This window comes from Marinobacterium sp. NO-S09 (genome assembly GCF_059179545.1).
In genome coordinates this window covers 992,806-1,009,128 of the sequence record NZ_CP168954.1, presented here as the reverse complement: position 1 = coordinate 1,009,128, position 16,323 = coordinate 992,806, and the positions used below count along the sequence as shown (strand labels likewise).

Here is a 16,323-nt window from a genome sequence, read left to right as displayed (position 1 = left end):
AGATCAAACAGGCTTCAGCGAGCGCTGGCCACACCACGGCCTGCCGTATCGCGAATCCATACCTCGACACGACGGTTACGCTCACGCCCGGCGGGGGTTGCGTTCGACGCGACCGGTGCCAACGACCCCAGACCATGCACATCCGCCACGTTGATGCCACGTGACAGCAGCTGGTCACGCACCACTTCAGCGCGCTTGAGTGACAGGCGGCGGTTATGCTCGGCATTGCCGGTACTATCGGAAAAACCGATCAGGAAAGCACGCTGCCCCGGATGCTGCTCAAAGAAGCGGATCACACGCTGAAGGTCGCGCTGCGCCTTGTTGTCCAGATCAAAGGTACCGCTGTTGAAACGGAAGTTAAGGGAAAGGCGGCTGTCGCCCTGAACCAGCTCCAGATACTCCTTGGGCAACTCTTCACTCAGCACCGGCTGAATACGCTGAATGTTCTGTGAGATAAAGCCGGTCTTGCGCACTATCTCCTGCCCCTCTTCCGAGGTAACGAAGTTGATAAAGTCATGCGCAGGGCTGTTCAACGCCAGCGTCATCGGCTCATACATGTAGAGACGACGGGTCAGCGGGTAGTCTTCCGTGGAGATGGTGAAGGTGGTCGGGAACACCGGCAGCGCACCCGCCTCATCCGCCACCGCCAGCGCCTTGGCACGCAGCACATAGGGCAGACCAATAAACCCAATCGCACCCGGCTCCTGGCTGACACGGTCCGACAGTTCCATGCTGGACTCGTAGCGACGCGCCTTAGGTGACAGTTTCACGCCATGCTTTTTCAGCACCATGCTGCGAAAGGAGTCCCAGGTACCGGAGTTTTCGTCACGGCTGTAAATACTCACCGGCACATCGGCACCGCCCAGCTGCTTCCAGTTACTGATCTGTCCGGCAAAGAGTTTCGCCAGCTGTTCGGTATTCAGGCTGCTGATGGGGTTACGGGGATTGACGATAATCGCCAAGCCATCCATACCCACGATATGTTCGGTACGGACACTGCTCAGATCGCCATAGATCGGCGCCAGGCGCTCGACCTCCTTGCCCTTGATACGACGTGATGCCATGGCCAGGTCGGCTTCACGCGAATGCAGCCCCTTGAAGCCGGTGCTTGAGCCATGGGCCTTCAATTCGACACGCTGCAGCGCTTTCTCTCCCGGCAGCCGGAAGAGCACATCATGCTCCACTTCAGATTCCTGCTGCTCGACGCGAATATTGTCGGCGCCCTGTTGCAGCCAATAGGCTTTCAGCAAGGCCGGTGCCAGGGCTTCACCAATAGTATTGGAGCCATGCAGGCGGAACAGAGTATCCACATCCTGCTCAGACGAGGTCATGGCTGCTGCTGCCACCTGGGTCTCGACCGGCGCCTTGGGAGCAGGCGCTGACGGCGCCGGTGCTGTGCCAGACATCTCGGTACTCTGCACGCTGCTGCCCGGCTTGAGGCCGGCACTGGCAATCAGATCCGAGACGACGGAGTCACTGGTCAGTTCCACCACAGCCACGGCAAAAGCCAGCAGGATCAACACCAGAATACCGCCACTGAACAGGCCCGGTCCCTTGCGCCCTGTCTCCAGACTGTGCACCTGGCGCGCCTGTTGAGGTTCACGGGTTCGCGGCACCGTTGCTACCTGGCGGGTAATTTCCAGCGGATTGCCGGACAGCAGCTCCGGCAGGATCTGGCGAAAAGCCGGATTCAGCGCCTTGGCATTCGCTGCTTTCAGCAGACGACGGCGGTACTCTACGTCATCGATAAACCTGGGCATATCGATTTTGTCGGCGCCCTGACGTTCCAGTTCGTGCTTCAGCTGCCACAGCAGATCGAAGAGGGTGGTATTCACGTTCGGTCTTATCCCTGATCCGGTTTTTGCAGATTCCCGCCTTGGGGCAGGTCAGATGGGGCGGAAGGATAAAGACATCAGGTTGCAGTAAGATGACGCCCACTCAAGCACACTCTGGCTCTGTTGACAGCAGGGCGAATATTGTATGCTATGCGCCATTCGTCTTTTTTACGGCGTGGCCCCAACGGCCCTCCCGACAGCGGAGTCTGACGCCGACATCCCAGCTACCAAGAGTTGCAACCAACCACAATGAACGAACAATACAATCCCCAGGATATCGAACCCCAGGTACAGAAACATTGGGAAGAACAGGACAGCTTCAAGGCAGATGAAAGCGCCGCAGGCGAGCCCTTCTACTGCCTGTCCATGTTCCCCTACCCCAGCGGTCGACTACACATGGGGCACGTTCGTAACTACACCATCGGTGATGTGGTGTCGCGCTACCAGCGCATGAAAGGTCGCAACGTGCTGCAGCCCATGGGCTGGGATGCCTTTGGCCTGCCTGCTGAAAATGCAGCGATGAAAAACAACGTCCCGCCGGCCAAGTGGACCTACGAAAACATCGACTACATGCGCAACCAGCTCAAGCAGATGGGCTTTGGTTACGACTGGGATCGCGAACTGGCTACCTGCCACCCGGAATACTACCGCTGGGAGCAGTGGTTCTTTACCCGCCTGATGGAAAAAGGGCTGGTCTACAAAAAAGAAGCCGAGGTGAACTGGGACCCGGTCGACCAGACCGTTCTGGCCAACGAACAGGTCATCGACGGTCGCGGCTGGCGCTCCGGTGCGCTGGTTGAACGCAAGAAGATTCCCCAGTGGTTCCTCAAGATTACCGATTACGCTGACCAGCTGCTGGACGACCTGGATCAGCTGGATGGCTGGCCCGAGCAGGTCAAGACCATGCAGCGCAACTGGATCGGTCGCTCAGAAGGCGTCGAGCTGAACTTCCACGTTGACGGTTACGGCGAACTGGAAGTGTTCACCACCCGTCCGGACACCCTGATGGGCGTGACCTACGTAGCCGTGGCAGCGCAGCACCCGCTGGCACTGAAAGCCGCCGAGAACAACCCTGAACTGGCTGCCTTCATCGAAGAATGCCGTCACACCAAGGTGGCCGAGGCTGATCTCGCCACCATGGAAAAGAAAGGCATGGCGCTGGGTATCGAAGCGATTCACCCGCTGACCGGCGAAACTGTTCCGGTCTGGACCGCCAACTTCGTACTGATGGACTACGGTTCAGGCGCCGTCATGTCCGTACCGGGCCACGACCAGCGCGACTGGGAATTTGCCCGTAAATACGGCCTGCCGATCCAGCAGGTGATTGCCCCGACCAACCCGGACGTAGTGGTCGACCTGGAACAGGAAGCTTTCACCGAAAAAGGCACCCTGATCAACTCCGGCGCTTACGACGATCTGGAATTCGACGTTGCCTTCAAGGCGATCGCCAAGGCACTGGAAGAGAAAAACAAGGGTCGCACTACCATCAATTACCGCCTGCGTGACTGGGGTGTCTCCCGTCAGCGTTACTGGGGTGCGCCGATTCCGGTAATCAACTGCCAGAGCTGTGGTGCCGTTCCGGTACCGGAAGACCAGCTGCCGGTGGTACTGCCGACCGACGTGGAATTTGACGGTTCCGGCTCTCCGATCAAAAAAATGCGCGAGTTCATCGACACCACTTGCCCTAAATGTGGCGGTGCGGCTGAACGTGAAACCGATACTTTCGATACCTTCATGGAATCCAGCTGGTACTACGCGCGTTACGCCAGCATGAACCCGGACGCTATGCTGGATCCGAAACAGGCCAACCACTGGCTGCCGGTAGATCAGTACATCGGCGGTATCGAGCACGCGATTCTGCACCTGCTCTACTCCCGCTTCTTCCACAAGCTGATGCGTGACGAAGGCCTGGTAGATTCCGACGAGCCGTTCAAACGCCTGCTGTGCCAGGGCATGGTACTGGCCGACAGCTTCTACTACGAAGATGAGAAAGGCGGTCAGGTGTGGATCTCCCCGGCCGACGTCAACACCGAGAAGGACGACAAGGGCCGCGTGATTCGCGCCACCGACGCCGAAGGTCGTGAACTGAACCACGACGGCATGTCGAAGATGTCCAAGTCCAAGAACAACGGTATCGATCCTCAGGTAATGATCGACCGCTACGGCGCCGACACCGTGCGCCTGTTCATGATGTTCGCAGCTCCTCCGGAACAGTCTCTGGAATGGCTGGACTCCGGTGTTGAAGGTGCCCACCGCTTCATGCGTCGTCTGTGGAAACAGGTTCACGATCACCTGCAGAGCGGTGCCGACTGCCCCGCCCTGGATGCGGATGCACTGAACGACGAGCAGCGCGACCTGCGTCGCAAAGTCCATGAAACCATCGCCAAGGTCAGCGATGACATGGAGCGCCGTCAGACATTCAACACGGCTATCGCCGCGGTTATGGAACTGTCCAACGCCATCGGCCGTTTCGTCGATGTCAGCGATCAGGGCCGTGCCGTTACCCGCGAAGCACTTGAAGCCGCGATTCGTCTGCTGGCACCGATCGTGCCGCACATGACCCATCAGCTGTGGCGTGAACTGGACCACAGCGATGACTTGCTGCACAGCGCCTGGCCGCAGGTGGATGAAGCCGCTCTGACCCGTGCCAGCGTTGAGCTGGTGGTTCAGGTGAACGGTAAGGTCCGTGCCAAGATCAACGTACCCGCCGATGCCGACGAGGACGTAATCCTGCACACCGCACTGAGCACTGAAAATGTTCAGAAGCACATGGAAGGCAAGGCCATTCGCAAGAAGATCCTGGTGCCGAACAAGCTGCTGAACCTGGTTGTGGGTTAAGGAGAACTGCATGCACAAGCGCCTGACGCTACCCGTTGCTCTGCTGGGCCTGAGCCTGCTGCTGTCCGCCTGCGGTTTCCAGCTGCGCGGCCTGCAGGATGTACCGGAGCCTCTGCGCCAGGCGCAACTGGTGGTTGATTCCAAAACCAGCCAGCTGGAGCGCGAACTGCGCCGCACCTTCAGCATTAACGGCGTTCAGCTGGATGCCGGTGGGCGCTATCGCATCGAGCTGACGCGCGAGCGTCATACCCGACGCGCGGCAACTCTGACCGGTAACGCGGATGTGGCCGAGTACGAACTGCGCTCCGAAGCCTGGTTCCGGGTTCTGGATACCCAGGACGAAAACCGGGCTCTGATACCGGAGCAGCGCGTGATGATTGAACGAGTGTATTCCAACAACCCGGACAACATCACGGCCAGTGACTCCCAGGAGCACCTGATCCGTCAGCAGATGCAGCAGGAACTGGCGCAACAGATCTTGCGTCAGTACATCAGCATCCGGCCCGGCGCATGAAAACACGCGCCGACCAGCTGGATGTCCAGCTGAAACGGCTATCGTCACCGCCTCCGGTATTCATGGTGACCGGTGACGAGCCCCTGCAACATGCGGAAAGCTGTGACAGCATCCGCCGCTACCTGCGTGATGACGGTTTCACCGAACGCGAAGTCATGCATGTGGATGCCCAGTTCAGCTGGGAATCACTGCTGGAAAGCGCCAACGCCCTGTCGTTGTTTGCCGAACGTAAAATCATCGAAATACGCCTGGGCAGCCAGAAGCTGGACAAGAAAGCCAGCGGGCTGCTGCAGCGCTATCTGGATAACCCTGCCCCCGATAATGTGGTGCTGATTCTGGCCGATCGCCTGGATGCAGGCGCCAAGAAAAGCGCCTGGTTCAAACAGGTAGAAAAAGCCGGCGTGGTGGTCGAGATTTGGCCGATAGATGTGGACCAGTTGCCCGGCTGGGTGAATCAGCGTGCCAAGCGGTTGGGCCTGGAACTGACCGCAGACGCCGTTCAATTGCTTACCGGCCGTATCGAAGGCAACCTTCTGGCAGCACGGCAGGAACTGGACAAGCTCAGCCTGCTTTATGCCAACCAGACCATTGATGCTGAACAGGTCATCGAAGCAGTGGCCGACAGCTCCCGCTTTGATATCTTCGCCCTGTCTGATGCGGTGCTGCACCGCGACCCGGCCCGCTGTCAGAAGATCCTGCTGGTACTGCGACAGGAAGGGGTTGAAGCGACACTGGTACTCTGGGCACTCAGCCGCGAGATCCGCACCCTGCTGAACGTCCAGCGCGGCCTGGCCACCGGCGTCAATTACGACACGCTTTGTCAGCGCGAGAAAGTATGGGGCAAACGCAAGGCGCTGGTACGCAAGGCCAGTCAACAGACCCCGGCAAGCCAGCTGGAATCCCTGCTGGGCCTGTGTCAGGATGTGGATCAGGCGATCAAGGGACAACTCAAGACAGACCCCTGGCTACTGCTGTCGGTGCTGACGCTGGAGCTGTCCGGTTGCCAGCTGAACCTGCCACGCCCCATTCACGGATAGACACATGAACCTGCGCCCCCTGCTCATCGGCCTTGTTGTGACACCCTTGCTCAGCGGCTGCGGCGACACCCCGCCCGAGCGCATGAAAGCCGGTGATGAACTCTATGAGTATTACTGCCGCAATTGCCATGAAAACAAGGGCCTGGGACCTTACCTCGAGCAGTTCCCGGCAGGCCCCGATGCTCCCGCGACCTACGAAATCGTATTGATGATCAAGCACGGCTATGATTTGGGCCACAAGGGGATGCCGAGTTTCCCTCAACTGAGCGACGAGCAGGCCGACGCCGTGGCCGACTTTATCCACACGCGCCGCCCGCGCGCACCTCAAGCCAACTGATTCACACCAGCTGTTCGCGCACCTGATTGAGCAAGGCCTGCTCACGGCCGGATCGAATCAGCGCCTCCACTTCCGCCGACGGCAGTGGAATAGGGCTGATCAGTGCCTGCGCTGGCAGTTCATAGTCGGCCTCGGTAGAGGGCAGCAGACGATCACTGAGTACCACCAGCGGCAAACGCTGATGCTCCAGCAGAGCAACATTGACGCGTTGATGTTCGTCGCTTCGCACCAGCAGACTCTGCCCTTCACTGGTGACACCAATCAGTTCCGAGGTAATGCCGGCGCGGTGATCATGACTGGATAGGCGCGTCAAAATCAGCGCATGTGACATACGCAGGGGAGCATCCGCCATTAGACAGCTCCTGCGTAATCGAGCTGACGCCAGGCTTCATAGACAACAACGGCACAGGCATTGGACAGATTGAGACTGCGACTATCGGGCAGCATGGGCAAACGCAGACCGTCAAAGCGCGCCCTGACTTCAGGCGGCAAGCCACGGGTTTCCGGCCCGAACAGCAGCATATCACCGGTCTGAAAATCGGCATCGCTGTGGCTGCGTTGCGCCTTGGTGGTCAGCGCCCAGACCCGCTTGGGCTGGATGGCCTGCAAGCAGGCTTCCAGGTCCGCATGCCGGCAGACACTGGCCCACTCATGGTAATCCAGGCCGGCACGGCGCAGGCGCTTGTCATCCAGATCAAAGCCCAGCGGCTCGATCAAATGCAGGCGAAAGCCGGTGTTGGCACACAGGCGGATTATATTGCCGGTATTGGGCGGAATTTCAGGCTGATATAGCACCAGATCCAGCATCAGGGCCTCCATTGAATCGGCCCGCCATTATACCGGCCGTGACCTATTCGTCACCCTCATCTTCCGCCAGTGTCGCCGTATCCATCTGCAGCTCCTTGATCTTGCGGGTCAGGGTATTGCGCCCCCATCCCAGCAGCTGAGCCGCATCCCGGCGACGACCATGGGTCGCTTTAAGGGCGGCGCTGATCATGACCCGCTCGAACGCAGGAACCGCCTCGTTCAACAGCCCTTCGGCACCAAAGCTGATCTGCTGCTCGGCCCAGGCCTTGAGACTGTCTTGCCAGCTGCCGCTAACCGGTGCTGAAGGCTGAGACAACAACTCTGGCGGCAGATCAGACACCAATACTTCCCGGCCGGACGCCATCACGGTCAGCCAGCGACAGGTATTCTCCAGCTGACGTACGTTACCCTGCCAGGGCAGATCGCACATGAATGCCGCGGTTTCAGGCTTGAGTATCTTGGGCTCCACCGCCAACTCTTTAGCTGAACTTGCCAGAAAATGGCGCGCCAGCCGCGGAATATCCTCACGACGCTCGGCCAGGCGAGGAATATGGATACGAATCACGTTGAGGCGGTGAAACAGGTCCTCACGGAAACGCCCTTCCTGTACCAGCTGCTCCAGGTTCTGGTGAGTCGCGGCAATGATACGCACATCCACTCGCACCGGTGTATGGCCACCAACGCGGTAAAACTCGCCATCCGCCAATACACGCAGCAGACGTGTCTGGGTATCCGCCGGCATATCACCGATTTCGTCCAGAAACAGGGTACCGCCATCAGCCTGCTCAAAGCGACCGCGACGACTGGCCGCAGCACCGGTGAACGCGCCCTTTTCATGACCAAAGAGTTCAGACTCGATAAGGTCCTTGGGGATCGCCGCCATATTCAGCGGAATAAACGGATTCTGGGCACGGGGGCTGTGGCGGTGCAAGGCGTGCGCGACTAGCTCCTTACCGGTACCGGACTCACCATTGATCAATACGGTGATGTTGGAATGTGCCAAACGGCCTATGGCGCGAAACACCTCCTGCATGGCGGGAGCTTCACCGATGATCTCAGTGGCCCGCTCCGGTGTGGGTTCAGCGCGCTCCTGGCGCTGCTCACGCGCATGCTCTACCGCACGTTTGACCAGCGCCAGCGCTTCATCCACATCAAAGGGCTTGGGCAGGTACTCAAAGGCACCACCCTGATAAGAGGCAACGGCACTTTCCAGATCCGAGTGTGCCGTCATGATAATGATCGGCAGATCGGGATGCTCCTCATGCAACCTGTCCAGCAGCTGCAGGCCATCCATCCCTGGCATGCGTACGTCCGTAAGAACAGCATCCGGTACTTCATGGTCAAGCCGATCCAGCAAGCCATCAGCACGGTCGAAACTCTGGGTGTTCAATCCGGCCGATGTCAGTGCTTTATCCAGCACCCAGCGAATGGAACGGTCGTCATCGACGATCCAGACATTAGCAGCTTCAGTCATGACCTGACTCCAAGGGTATAAACAGGTTAAACCGGGTCTCGCCCGGTACCGAGGTGAACTCAATCAGGCCTCGGTGTTGATTAACAATGGACTGGGCGATGGAAAGCCCCAGCCCCGATCCCTGCGCACGACTGCTGACCATGGGATAAAACAGCGTATCGCTGAGCTCTTCCGGTATACCGGGGCCGTTATCGACGATTTCCAGGGCCAGCACCAGGCGGTGGCGTTCAGCGCCCAGAGTGACCTGACGCAACGCCCGGGTGCGCAGGGTAATACGCGGCTCGGGTGTCGCGGACTCCTCCATCGCCTGCATCGCATTGCGGATAATATTAAGAACCGCCTGGACCAGCTGGTCACGTGCGCCTTCAAACTCAGGAATACTCGGGTCGTAATCGCGCAGGATCTCGATGCGGCCATCGGTTTCGGCGTTGACCAGTCGGCAGACATGCTCCAGCACGGCATGAATGTTCAACTGTTCGATCACCGGCAGCTTGTGCGGTCCCAGCAAGCGGTCCACCAGGTGGCGCAGGCGGTCGGCTTCTTCAATGATGATCTGGGTATATTCGTGCAGCTCATCCCGGTCCAGCTCCCGGTCCAGCAGCTGTGCCGCCCCCCTGATCCCGCCCAGCGGGTTTTTGATCTCATGAGCCAGCCCGCGCACCAGCACACGGGCACTGGCATGACGTGCCAGCAGCTCTTCTTCGCGCTCGATACGAATCAGACGATCACGCGCCTGAATCTCCAGCAGAATACCGGCCTCGGGTACAGGGTTAACGCTGTAATCGACCGTCAGAATACGCCCGCTCTGGGTCACCAGACGCGCTTCGCGCTTGCTGTACGGGTGACCACTGGCCAACGACTGGCGCAACACAGCCAGCTCTTCTTCGCTGGACGACAGCCAGTCCTCAATGGGACGGTCCTTGAGCCGCCTGACAGAAGCTTCCAGCAGCATTTCCGCCGCCGGGTTCATGTACTGGATACACAGTTCATCATCCAGCACCAGAACGGCGCCGGTCAGATTTTCCAGGATCTGTTTATGCGTGTTTGCGTTCACCATAGGTATTCCAATCATGCCTCATAGCAGTGCAAGCAAGAAAAGCGCCAACTTTGCCACGAGCTCGATTACCGAAGCTTAAGGCCTTGAACCATCTGAGCCAAAACCCATATGCACCAATATAGTGCATAAAAGAAAATAAGGTTACTCACGCCCCAGGTTGGGGCAAAACGCAGAAACAAAAAAGGCTTCCCTGGGGAAGCCTTTTTCAATTCACAACTCTGGATTAAACAGAGTAGTACAGGTCGAATTCGACCGGGTGAGTGGTCATGTTGACCTTGGCTACTTCTTCACGCTTCAGCGCGATGTAAGCATCCAGCATGTCGTCGGTGAATACGCCACCCTGAGTCAGGAACTCACGGTCTTCTTCCAGGGCGTCCAGAGCTTCAGTCAGAGAGCTGACAACAGTCGGGATCTCTTTAGCTTCTTCAGCCGGCAGGTCGTACAGATCCTTGTCAGCCGGGTCGCCCGGGTGGATCTTGTTCTTGATGCCGTCGATACCAGCCATCAGCAGTGCTGCGAAGCACAGGTACGGGTTAGCTGCCGGGTCCGGGAAACGCGCTTCTACACGACGCGCTTTCGGGCTGGTGGTGTACGGAATACGCAGGGAAGCAGAACGGTTACGTGCAGAGTAAGCCAGCATTACCGGTGCTTCGAAGCCCGGTACCAGACGCTTGTAAGAGTTGGTAGACGGGTTGCACAGCGCGTTCAGAGCTTTAGCGTGCTTAACGATACCGCCGATGTAATACAGCGCGTATTCGCTCAGACCACCGTAGCCGTCGCCAGCGAAGATGTTCTGGCCATCTTTGCTCATGGACAGGTGAACGTGCATACCGGAACCGTTATCGCCAACCAGCGGCTTCGGCATGAAGGTCGCAGTCTTGCCGTATGCGTGAGCAACGTTGTGTACGCAGTACTTCAGGATCTGTACTTCGTCAGCCTTGTCTACCAGAGTGTTACCGCGCACACCGATTTCACACTGACCAGCAGTTGCCACTTCGTGGTGGTGAACTTCGATGGTCAGACCCATGGCTTCCATGGCATCACACATGGCGGCACGCAGATCGTGCAGGGAGTCGATCGGCGGAACCGGGAAGTAGCCGCCTTTAACGCGCGGACGGTGACCGGTGTTGCCACCTTCGATCTTGTGGTTGGACGCCCATGCAGCTTCTTCAGACTGGATGCTGTAACCGCAACCGCTGATGTCAGCGTGCCATTCAACACCGTCAAATACGAAGAATTCCGGCTCCGGGCCGAGCATGGCGGAATCGGCAATACCGGTAGACTTCAGGTACTCTTCTGCGCGCTTGGCAACGGAACGCGGATCACGCTCGTAACCCTGGCCGGTAGCCGGCTCAATGATGTCGCAACGTACGATAACTGTGGCATCTTCAGCGAAGGGGTCCAGTACAGAAGCGCTGTCGTCCGGCAGCAGAATCATGTCGGACTCTTCAATACCTTTCCAGCCAGCGATGGAGGAACCATCGAACATCTTGCCGTCTTCAAAGAACTCGTCACCCATGTCGCTTACCGGGATGGTAACGTGCTGTTCTTTGCCTTTAAAGTCGGTAAAGCGCATGTCGATCCACTTTGCGCCGCTTTCTTTGATCAGATTCAGAGTCTTCTCTGACATTTGGCTATCCCCACTCGTTATCAGTTTGCCTTGGCAAAACATCATTACATTAGGATCCGGAAAACCGGTTTGTGCTTGATAAAGCAAGGGATGTGCCAGTTTTTAATGCGAGCTAACTTGTTGATTTCCGGTAGCACGCACCGAAAGCAATCGCGACAAGGCACTACAATGGTGCATATATCACGCTTATTGCCCACATATGGTGCATGGCGCACCATTCAGTGGCAACACTCCCCTGAAGCGAGCCTATCATAGTGCAAAGCCCACAGGATTTCTCGGCCAACCTTGCTTCAACGCATACCGCATTCGGCGTATGCTGATGCAGCCCCCTATATATACAGGACCTCAAGGATCATGACTGCTCTCAAGACAGTGCGTGGCACCATCGCTCTGTTATGCTTCACCAGCCTGCTGGCCGGCAAGGTCGCTGCTGATGACGAATATGCCAAACGCTTCCCGGCCCAGTGGCTGGAAAAGGATGGTCATATCCGTCTGGATACCATCTGCTACAACTATCCACAGCAAAGCCACATGTACCCTTTATGCCGTTTGCAGGCCGTAAACCGGCTGGATGAGCGCTGCGAACGCTACCGCACCCGCTTGGCCAACACCGATGACCCCGCTCTTCAGGAGCACTTCGCCAAGTTGAGCGACAAGTACTGCACAGCCAGTGAAGCCTATCGAAAACTGATGACCCGAACAGGGTTTCTGCAATAATGATCACCAAATGATCGAATGTTTCACATCCCTTCCGTATAATGTCGCGCTTTACAACATCACAGGGTACTTCGCGTGATCGATAACCTACGTAATATTGCCATTATCGCCCACGTTGACCATGGTAAAACCACACTGGTCGACAAGCTGCTGCAACAGTCAGGAACACTGGGCCGCCGCGATGAGGGTGCCGAACGCATCATGGACTCCAATGATCAGGAGCGTGAGCGTGGCATTACCATCCTGGCCAAGAATACGGCCATCAAGTGGAACGACTACCGCATCAACATCGTCGACACTCCGGGACACGCCGACTTCGGTGGTGAAGTTGAACGCGTTCTGTCCATGGTCGATTCTGTACTGCTGCTGGTGGATGCGGTTGACGGCCCCATGCCGCAGACCCGCTTCGTAACTCAGAAAGCATTTGCCCGTGGCCTGCGCCCGATCGTTGTTATCAACAAGATCGACCGCCCGGGTGCGCGTCCTGACTGGGTCATGGATCAGGTCTTCGATCTGTTCGATAACCTGGGCGCGACTGACGAGCAGCTGGACTTCCCGATTGTGTATGCCTCTGCCCTGAACGGCATCGCCGGTGATGACCCCGAAGCCATGGCAGACGACATGACCCCGCTGTTCGAAGCGATCGTCAAGCACGTAGATGCTCCTCACGTCGACGTTGACGGCCCCTTCCAGATGCAGATCTCCGCACTGGACTACAACAGCTACACCGGTGTTATCGGTGTTGGCCGCGTATCTCGCGGCAGCGTCAAAACCAACACCCAGGTTAAAGTTATCGACAGCCACGCCAAAGTGCGTAACGGCCGTGTACTGAAAATCATGGGTTACCATGGTCTGGAGCGTGTTGAAGTTGATTCTGCCCAGGCGGGTGACATCATCTGCATCACCGGCCTGGACGAGCTGAACATTTCCGACACTCTGTGTGACCCGGATGTGATCGAAGCTCTGCCGGCCCTGTCTGTAGACGAACCGACCGTGTCCATGACCTTCCAGGTCAACGACTCTCCGTTCGCCGGTCAGGAAGGCAAGTTCATCACCAGCCGTAACATCAAGGACCGTCTGGATCGCGAACTGATCCACAACGTGGCCCTGCGTGTCGAGCCGGGTGATACACCGGAGAAATTCCGCGTATCCGGCCGTGGCGAGCTTCACCTGTCCGTACTGATCGAGTCCATGCGCCGTGAAGGCTTCGAGCTGGGTGTTTCCCGTCCGGAAGTTATCCAGAAAGAAGTGGATGGCGAAATCCACGAGCCGTACGAAGTTGTGATGATCGACGTTGAAGAAGATCACCAGGGTTCGGTTATCGAGGAACTGGGCAAGCGTAAGGCCGACATGACCAACATGGAAGTGGACGGCAAGGGTCGCGTACGTCTGACCTTCATGATGCCATCTCGCGGCCTGATCGGTTTCCGTAGCCAGTTCATGACCATGACCTCCGGTACCGGTATCATGACCTCCATCTTCGACCACTACGGTCCGGTCAAGCAGGGTGATGTGGTATCCCGTCACAACGGCGTACTGGTTTCCATGGTCAACGGCAAGGCGTTGGGCTATGCCCTGTTTACCCTGCAGGAACGTGGCCGTCTGTTCATCGACCCGAACATCGAAGTCTATGAAGGCATGGTGCTGGGTATCCACAGCCGTAACAACGACCTGGTGGTCAACCCGACCAAGGGCAAGCAGCTGACCAACGTACGTGCCTCCGGTACTGACGAAAACATCGTGCTGACCCCGCCGATCAAGTACTCTCTGGAACAGGCGCTGGACTTCATCGAAGACGATGAACTGGTGGAAGTAACACCGGAAAGCATCCGTATCCGCAAGAAACTGCTGAAAGAAAACGAGCGCAAGCGCGCCAACAAGAAGTAAGCATTCCCTTTGTGGACAAAAAAACCGATGGTACTGCCATCGGTTTTTTTATGTCCGCCGCCTCACTCTGATTTGGCTTCGGACCCTGACATCAAAGGTGCCGGGCGACCAATCCCAAACCCCTGCGCCAAGCTCACGCCCATCTCTTCCAGCAGGGGCAGCAGGCGTTCGGACTCAACAAATTCGGCAATCAACGGGATATTCAGGCTGACCGCAAACTGGCATATTGCCGCTACCAGCACGCGAGATGCTTCATCTTCATCGATCCGGCGGATCAGCGAGCCATCGATTTTGAGATAATCCGGCTCGATCTTGAGAATGCGGTCAAAATTGGAATAGCCGCTGCCGAAATCATCAATGGCGACTTTCACCCCCATCTGGCGGCAGCGACTGAGTACATCCACCACATCATCCTGATATTCGATGGAATCCGACTCCAGTACTTCAATCAGTACCCGTCCCTCCATGCCATAGGCATGCAGGGTGTCAAACAGGTACGCCATGGTTTGCTCATCCAGCAGATCCTGCTTGCTCATATTGATCGCCACCATTTCGTCACGATCCCGAAAGCTGGCCAGGCTTTGTTCAATCATGCTGCGTGTCAGCAGGGGATAAAGATGACTGCAGCGAATGGCCGGCAGAAACTGCCCCGGCAGATAGACCTCCCCGTCGCGCCCCACCAGACGTGCCAGCGCTTCATAGTGTTTTACACCACCGCTATGGATATCACGAATGGGTTGAAACCAGGGCTTCAGACGCCCTTCTGCCAGAGCCTGACCGGCTTCATTCAGCCAGTGCAGGTTACGTTCGTAATACTGATCAGGCGAGTCAGTCCCTGTGTAGGCCCGATAGGGCAGCCCCATAGCTGCAGCCTGCTTCATCGCCTGCTGGGTCCGGCTAAGCAGTGATTTGATCGAGTCGCAGCCACTGGCAACCCCCGCCCGTGCCGACACGGAAAAGCGGGCACTGGTGGTCTCATCTGCCGGCGCAAAGACCGCTACCAGCAACTGTCGCGCCTGGCTGATCAATGTATTCAGCTCGGCCACAGGGCTGACAACAAGAAACTCGTCCACTTCCAGATGATACAGCTGGGGCCCTTGAGGCAACTGTTCCTGCAAACGCTGCGCAATACGCTGTACCAGCTGATCGCCGGCTTCACGGCCAAACAGCATGTTGATGGCATGGAAGTTATTCAGATTCAGCAGAATACCGCCAACCGCAGGTAAGGCTTCAGCCTCATCCCGTGTCAGCCAGGCGGTATTGGGCAAGCCGGTCAATGGGTTGGTATAGAGCTGACGCTCCAGCTCTTCCGCCCGCAATCGTTGCAGACGCCGGTAGAAAAGGAACAGCAGATAGACCGGCAATAATGCAATCAGGCTCACGATTGCAGCCGTACCCAGGCTGTGCATAAACAGGTCACGCCGACCATCGACCTTAATATCCGCCGCCATGATGTAATAGGTATCATCAAAGCGCTTGGTGGGTACAAAGGCCGAGCGAAAAGAGCCCCATTCATTGCTGTATACCGGCGTGAACACCGGCTCCCGGTTACGATAGGCGGTGTAAAGCTCATCCGGCGCCGACTGGTAGGGGTTGTAGAAACGACTGGGGGTGCCCCGCTCCAGATCTTCCTCGGTTTCGTTACTGATCACGAAGTAGGCCTCGCCTTCGATCACATCCATCGAGTACACATATTCTACACCGGGCAGGTCATCCACCAGGCTATCCAGCGCCTCGACCAGCAAACGATAATGGTCCTGCCCTGGCGGGCTGGACTGGCGATAGGTGTCATGAAAATACTTGCCGACAATATGGCCACCGGCGCGGGCAGCGGTCAGCAGCATGGAGCGCGTAGTCGCCAACTGCTGAGCCTGGGAAGCATTGAAGCTGAGAACGGTAATAGCGGACGTGGCGAGGATATAAAGCGCGAACAGGGACAGGATAAGCCCTTTTTCAGTCAATGGAAGCTGGGGAAGCCGCCTGGACGTCCTGTCATACTGCATGCAATATCCTGTTGTGTAATGATTCCTGTCATAACGACCAGACCGAGCCGGCACGCAGTTGAGGGCGTTGCCGCTACAGCAGGTTAATCTCGATTCATGACCGGGTCATTGCACCTCACTGGGTAGCACCCAGTGCACCCGGGCCCCGCTCACAGAAGAGAAGTATAGGCCGGTATTTTGTGCGGTG

At 57.5% G+C, this 16,323-nt stretch carries 13 protein-coding genes; 6 read left to right on the top strand and 7 right to left on the bottom strand.

The features are described from left to right. Positions 1-14: 14 nt before the first annotated feature. Positions 15-1,835, bottom strand: coding sequence for a substrate-binding domain-containing protein (locus O3C79_RS04800; RefSeq protein WP_494385016.1), 1,821 nt, complete (start codon positions 1,833-1,835; stop codon positions 15-17). A 249-nt stretch (positions 1,836-2,084) separates the two neighbouring features. Here O3C79_RS04800 and leuS point away from each other — a divergent pair, with 249 nt between their 5' ends. The 4 genes from leuS to O3C79_RS04780 are packed head-to-tail and all read left to right on the top strand — an operon-like array spanning position 2,085 to position 6,561. Beyond that, positions 2,085-4,673 (top strand): leucine--tRNA ligase, encoded by a 2,589-nt coding sequence (gene leuS, locus O3C79_RS04795; protein WP_494385015.1) that lies wholly within the window; start codon positions 2,085-2,087, stop codon positions 4,671-4,673. A 10-nt stretch (positions 4,674-4,683) separates the two neighbouring features. Beyond that, positions 4,684-5,187 (top strand): LPS-assembly lipoprotein LptE, encoded by a 504-nt coding sequence (locus tag O3C79_RS04790; RefSeq protein ID WP_494385014.1) that lies wholly within the window; start codon positions 4,684-4,686, stop codon positions 5,185-5,187. After that, positions 5,184-6,224, top strand: a complete 1,041-nt coding sequence (gene holA / locus O3C79_RS04785) for a DNA polymerase III subunit delta (protein ID WP_494385013.1) — start codon at positions 5,184-5,186, stop codon at positions 6,222-6,224. Before O3C79_RS04790 ends, holA begins: the two co-directional genes overlap by 4 nt. 4 nt (positions 6,225-6,228) lie before the next feature. Continuing rightward, the gene (locus tag O3C79_RS04780; RefSeq protein WP_010323585.1) at positions 6,229-6,561 is read left to right on the top strand and encodes a c-type cytochrome; all 333 of its coding nucleotides are present in this window, start codon (positions 6,229-6,231) and stop codon (positions 6,559-6,561) included. A 1-nt stretch (position 6,562) separates the two neighbouring features. Here O3C79_RS04780 and O3C79_RS04775 read toward each other — a convergent pair whose 3' ends face one another. The 5 genes from O3C79_RS04775 to glnA form a co-directional block, all read right to left on the bottom strand. Continuing rightward, positions 6,563-6,913: a hypothetical protein gene (locus tag O3C79_RS04775; protein ID WP_010323586.1), complete on the bottom strand. Its 351-nt coding sequence runs from the start codon at positions 6,911-6,913 to the stop codon at positions 6,563-6,565. Then, positions 6,913-7,368: a tRNA (uridine(34)/cytosine(34)/5-carboxymethylaminomethyluridine(34)-2'-O)-methyltransferase TrmL gene (gene trmL, locus O3C79_RS04770; RefSeq protein ID WP_494385012.1), complete on the bottom strand. Its 456-nt coding sequence runs from the start codon at positions 7,366-7,368 to the stop codon at positions 6,913-6,915. Before trmL ends, O3C79_RS04775 begins: the two co-directional genes overlap by 1 nt. A 43-nt stretch (positions 7,369-7,411) precedes the next feature. After that, positions 7,412-8,842, bottom strand: coding sequence for a nitrogen regulation protein NR(I) (gene glnG / locus O3C79_RS04765; RefSeq protein WP_494385011.1), 1,431 nt, complete (start codon positions 8,840-8,842; stop codon positions 7,412-7,414). Then, a complete protein-coding gene (glnL, locus tag O3C79_RS04760) occupies positions 8,835-9,899 on the bottom strand; it encodes a nitrogen regulation protein NR(II) (protein WP_494385010.1) in 1,065 nt (354 codons plus the stop codon). The genes glnG and glnL overlap by 8 nt, the downstream gene beginning before the upstream one ends. Positions 9,900-10,122: 223 nt before the next feature. Beyond that, positions 10,123-11,529, bottom strand: coding sequence for a glutamate--ammonia ligase (glnA, locus tag O3C79_RS04755; protein ID WP_076464388.1), 1,407 nt, complete (start codon positions 11,527-11,529; stop codon positions 10,123-10,125). A 354-nt stretch (positions 11,530-11,883) separates the two neighbouring features. Between glnA and O3C79_RS04750 the strand changes: the two genes are divergently transcribed. Continuing rightward, on the top strand, positions 11,884-12,246 hold the full coding sequence (locus O3C79_RS04750; RefSeq protein ID WP_494385009.1) for a hypothetical protein: 363 nt from the start codon (positions 11,884-11,886) through the stop codon (positions 12,244-12,246). A 75-nt stretch (positions 12,247-12,321) separates the two neighbouring features. Further along, positions 12,322-14,133 carry a translational GTPase TypA gene (gene typA / locus O3C79_RS04745; protein WP_494385008.1) on the top strand — a complete coding sequence of 604 codons (1,812 nt, stop codon included), beginning with the start codon at positions 12,322-12,324 and terminating at the stop codon, positions 14,131-14,133. A gap of 62 nt (positions 14,134-14,195) precedes the next feature. On the opposite strand, the gene O3C79_RS04740 is transcribed toward typA, so the two are convergent. Further along, complete coding sequence (locus O3C79_RS04740) at positions 14,196-16,136, bottom strand: EAL domain-containing protein (RefSeq protein WP_494385007.1); 1,941 nt, start codon at positions 16,134-16,136, stop codon at positions 14,196-14,198. Positions 16,137-16,323 lie beyond the last annotated feature (187 nt).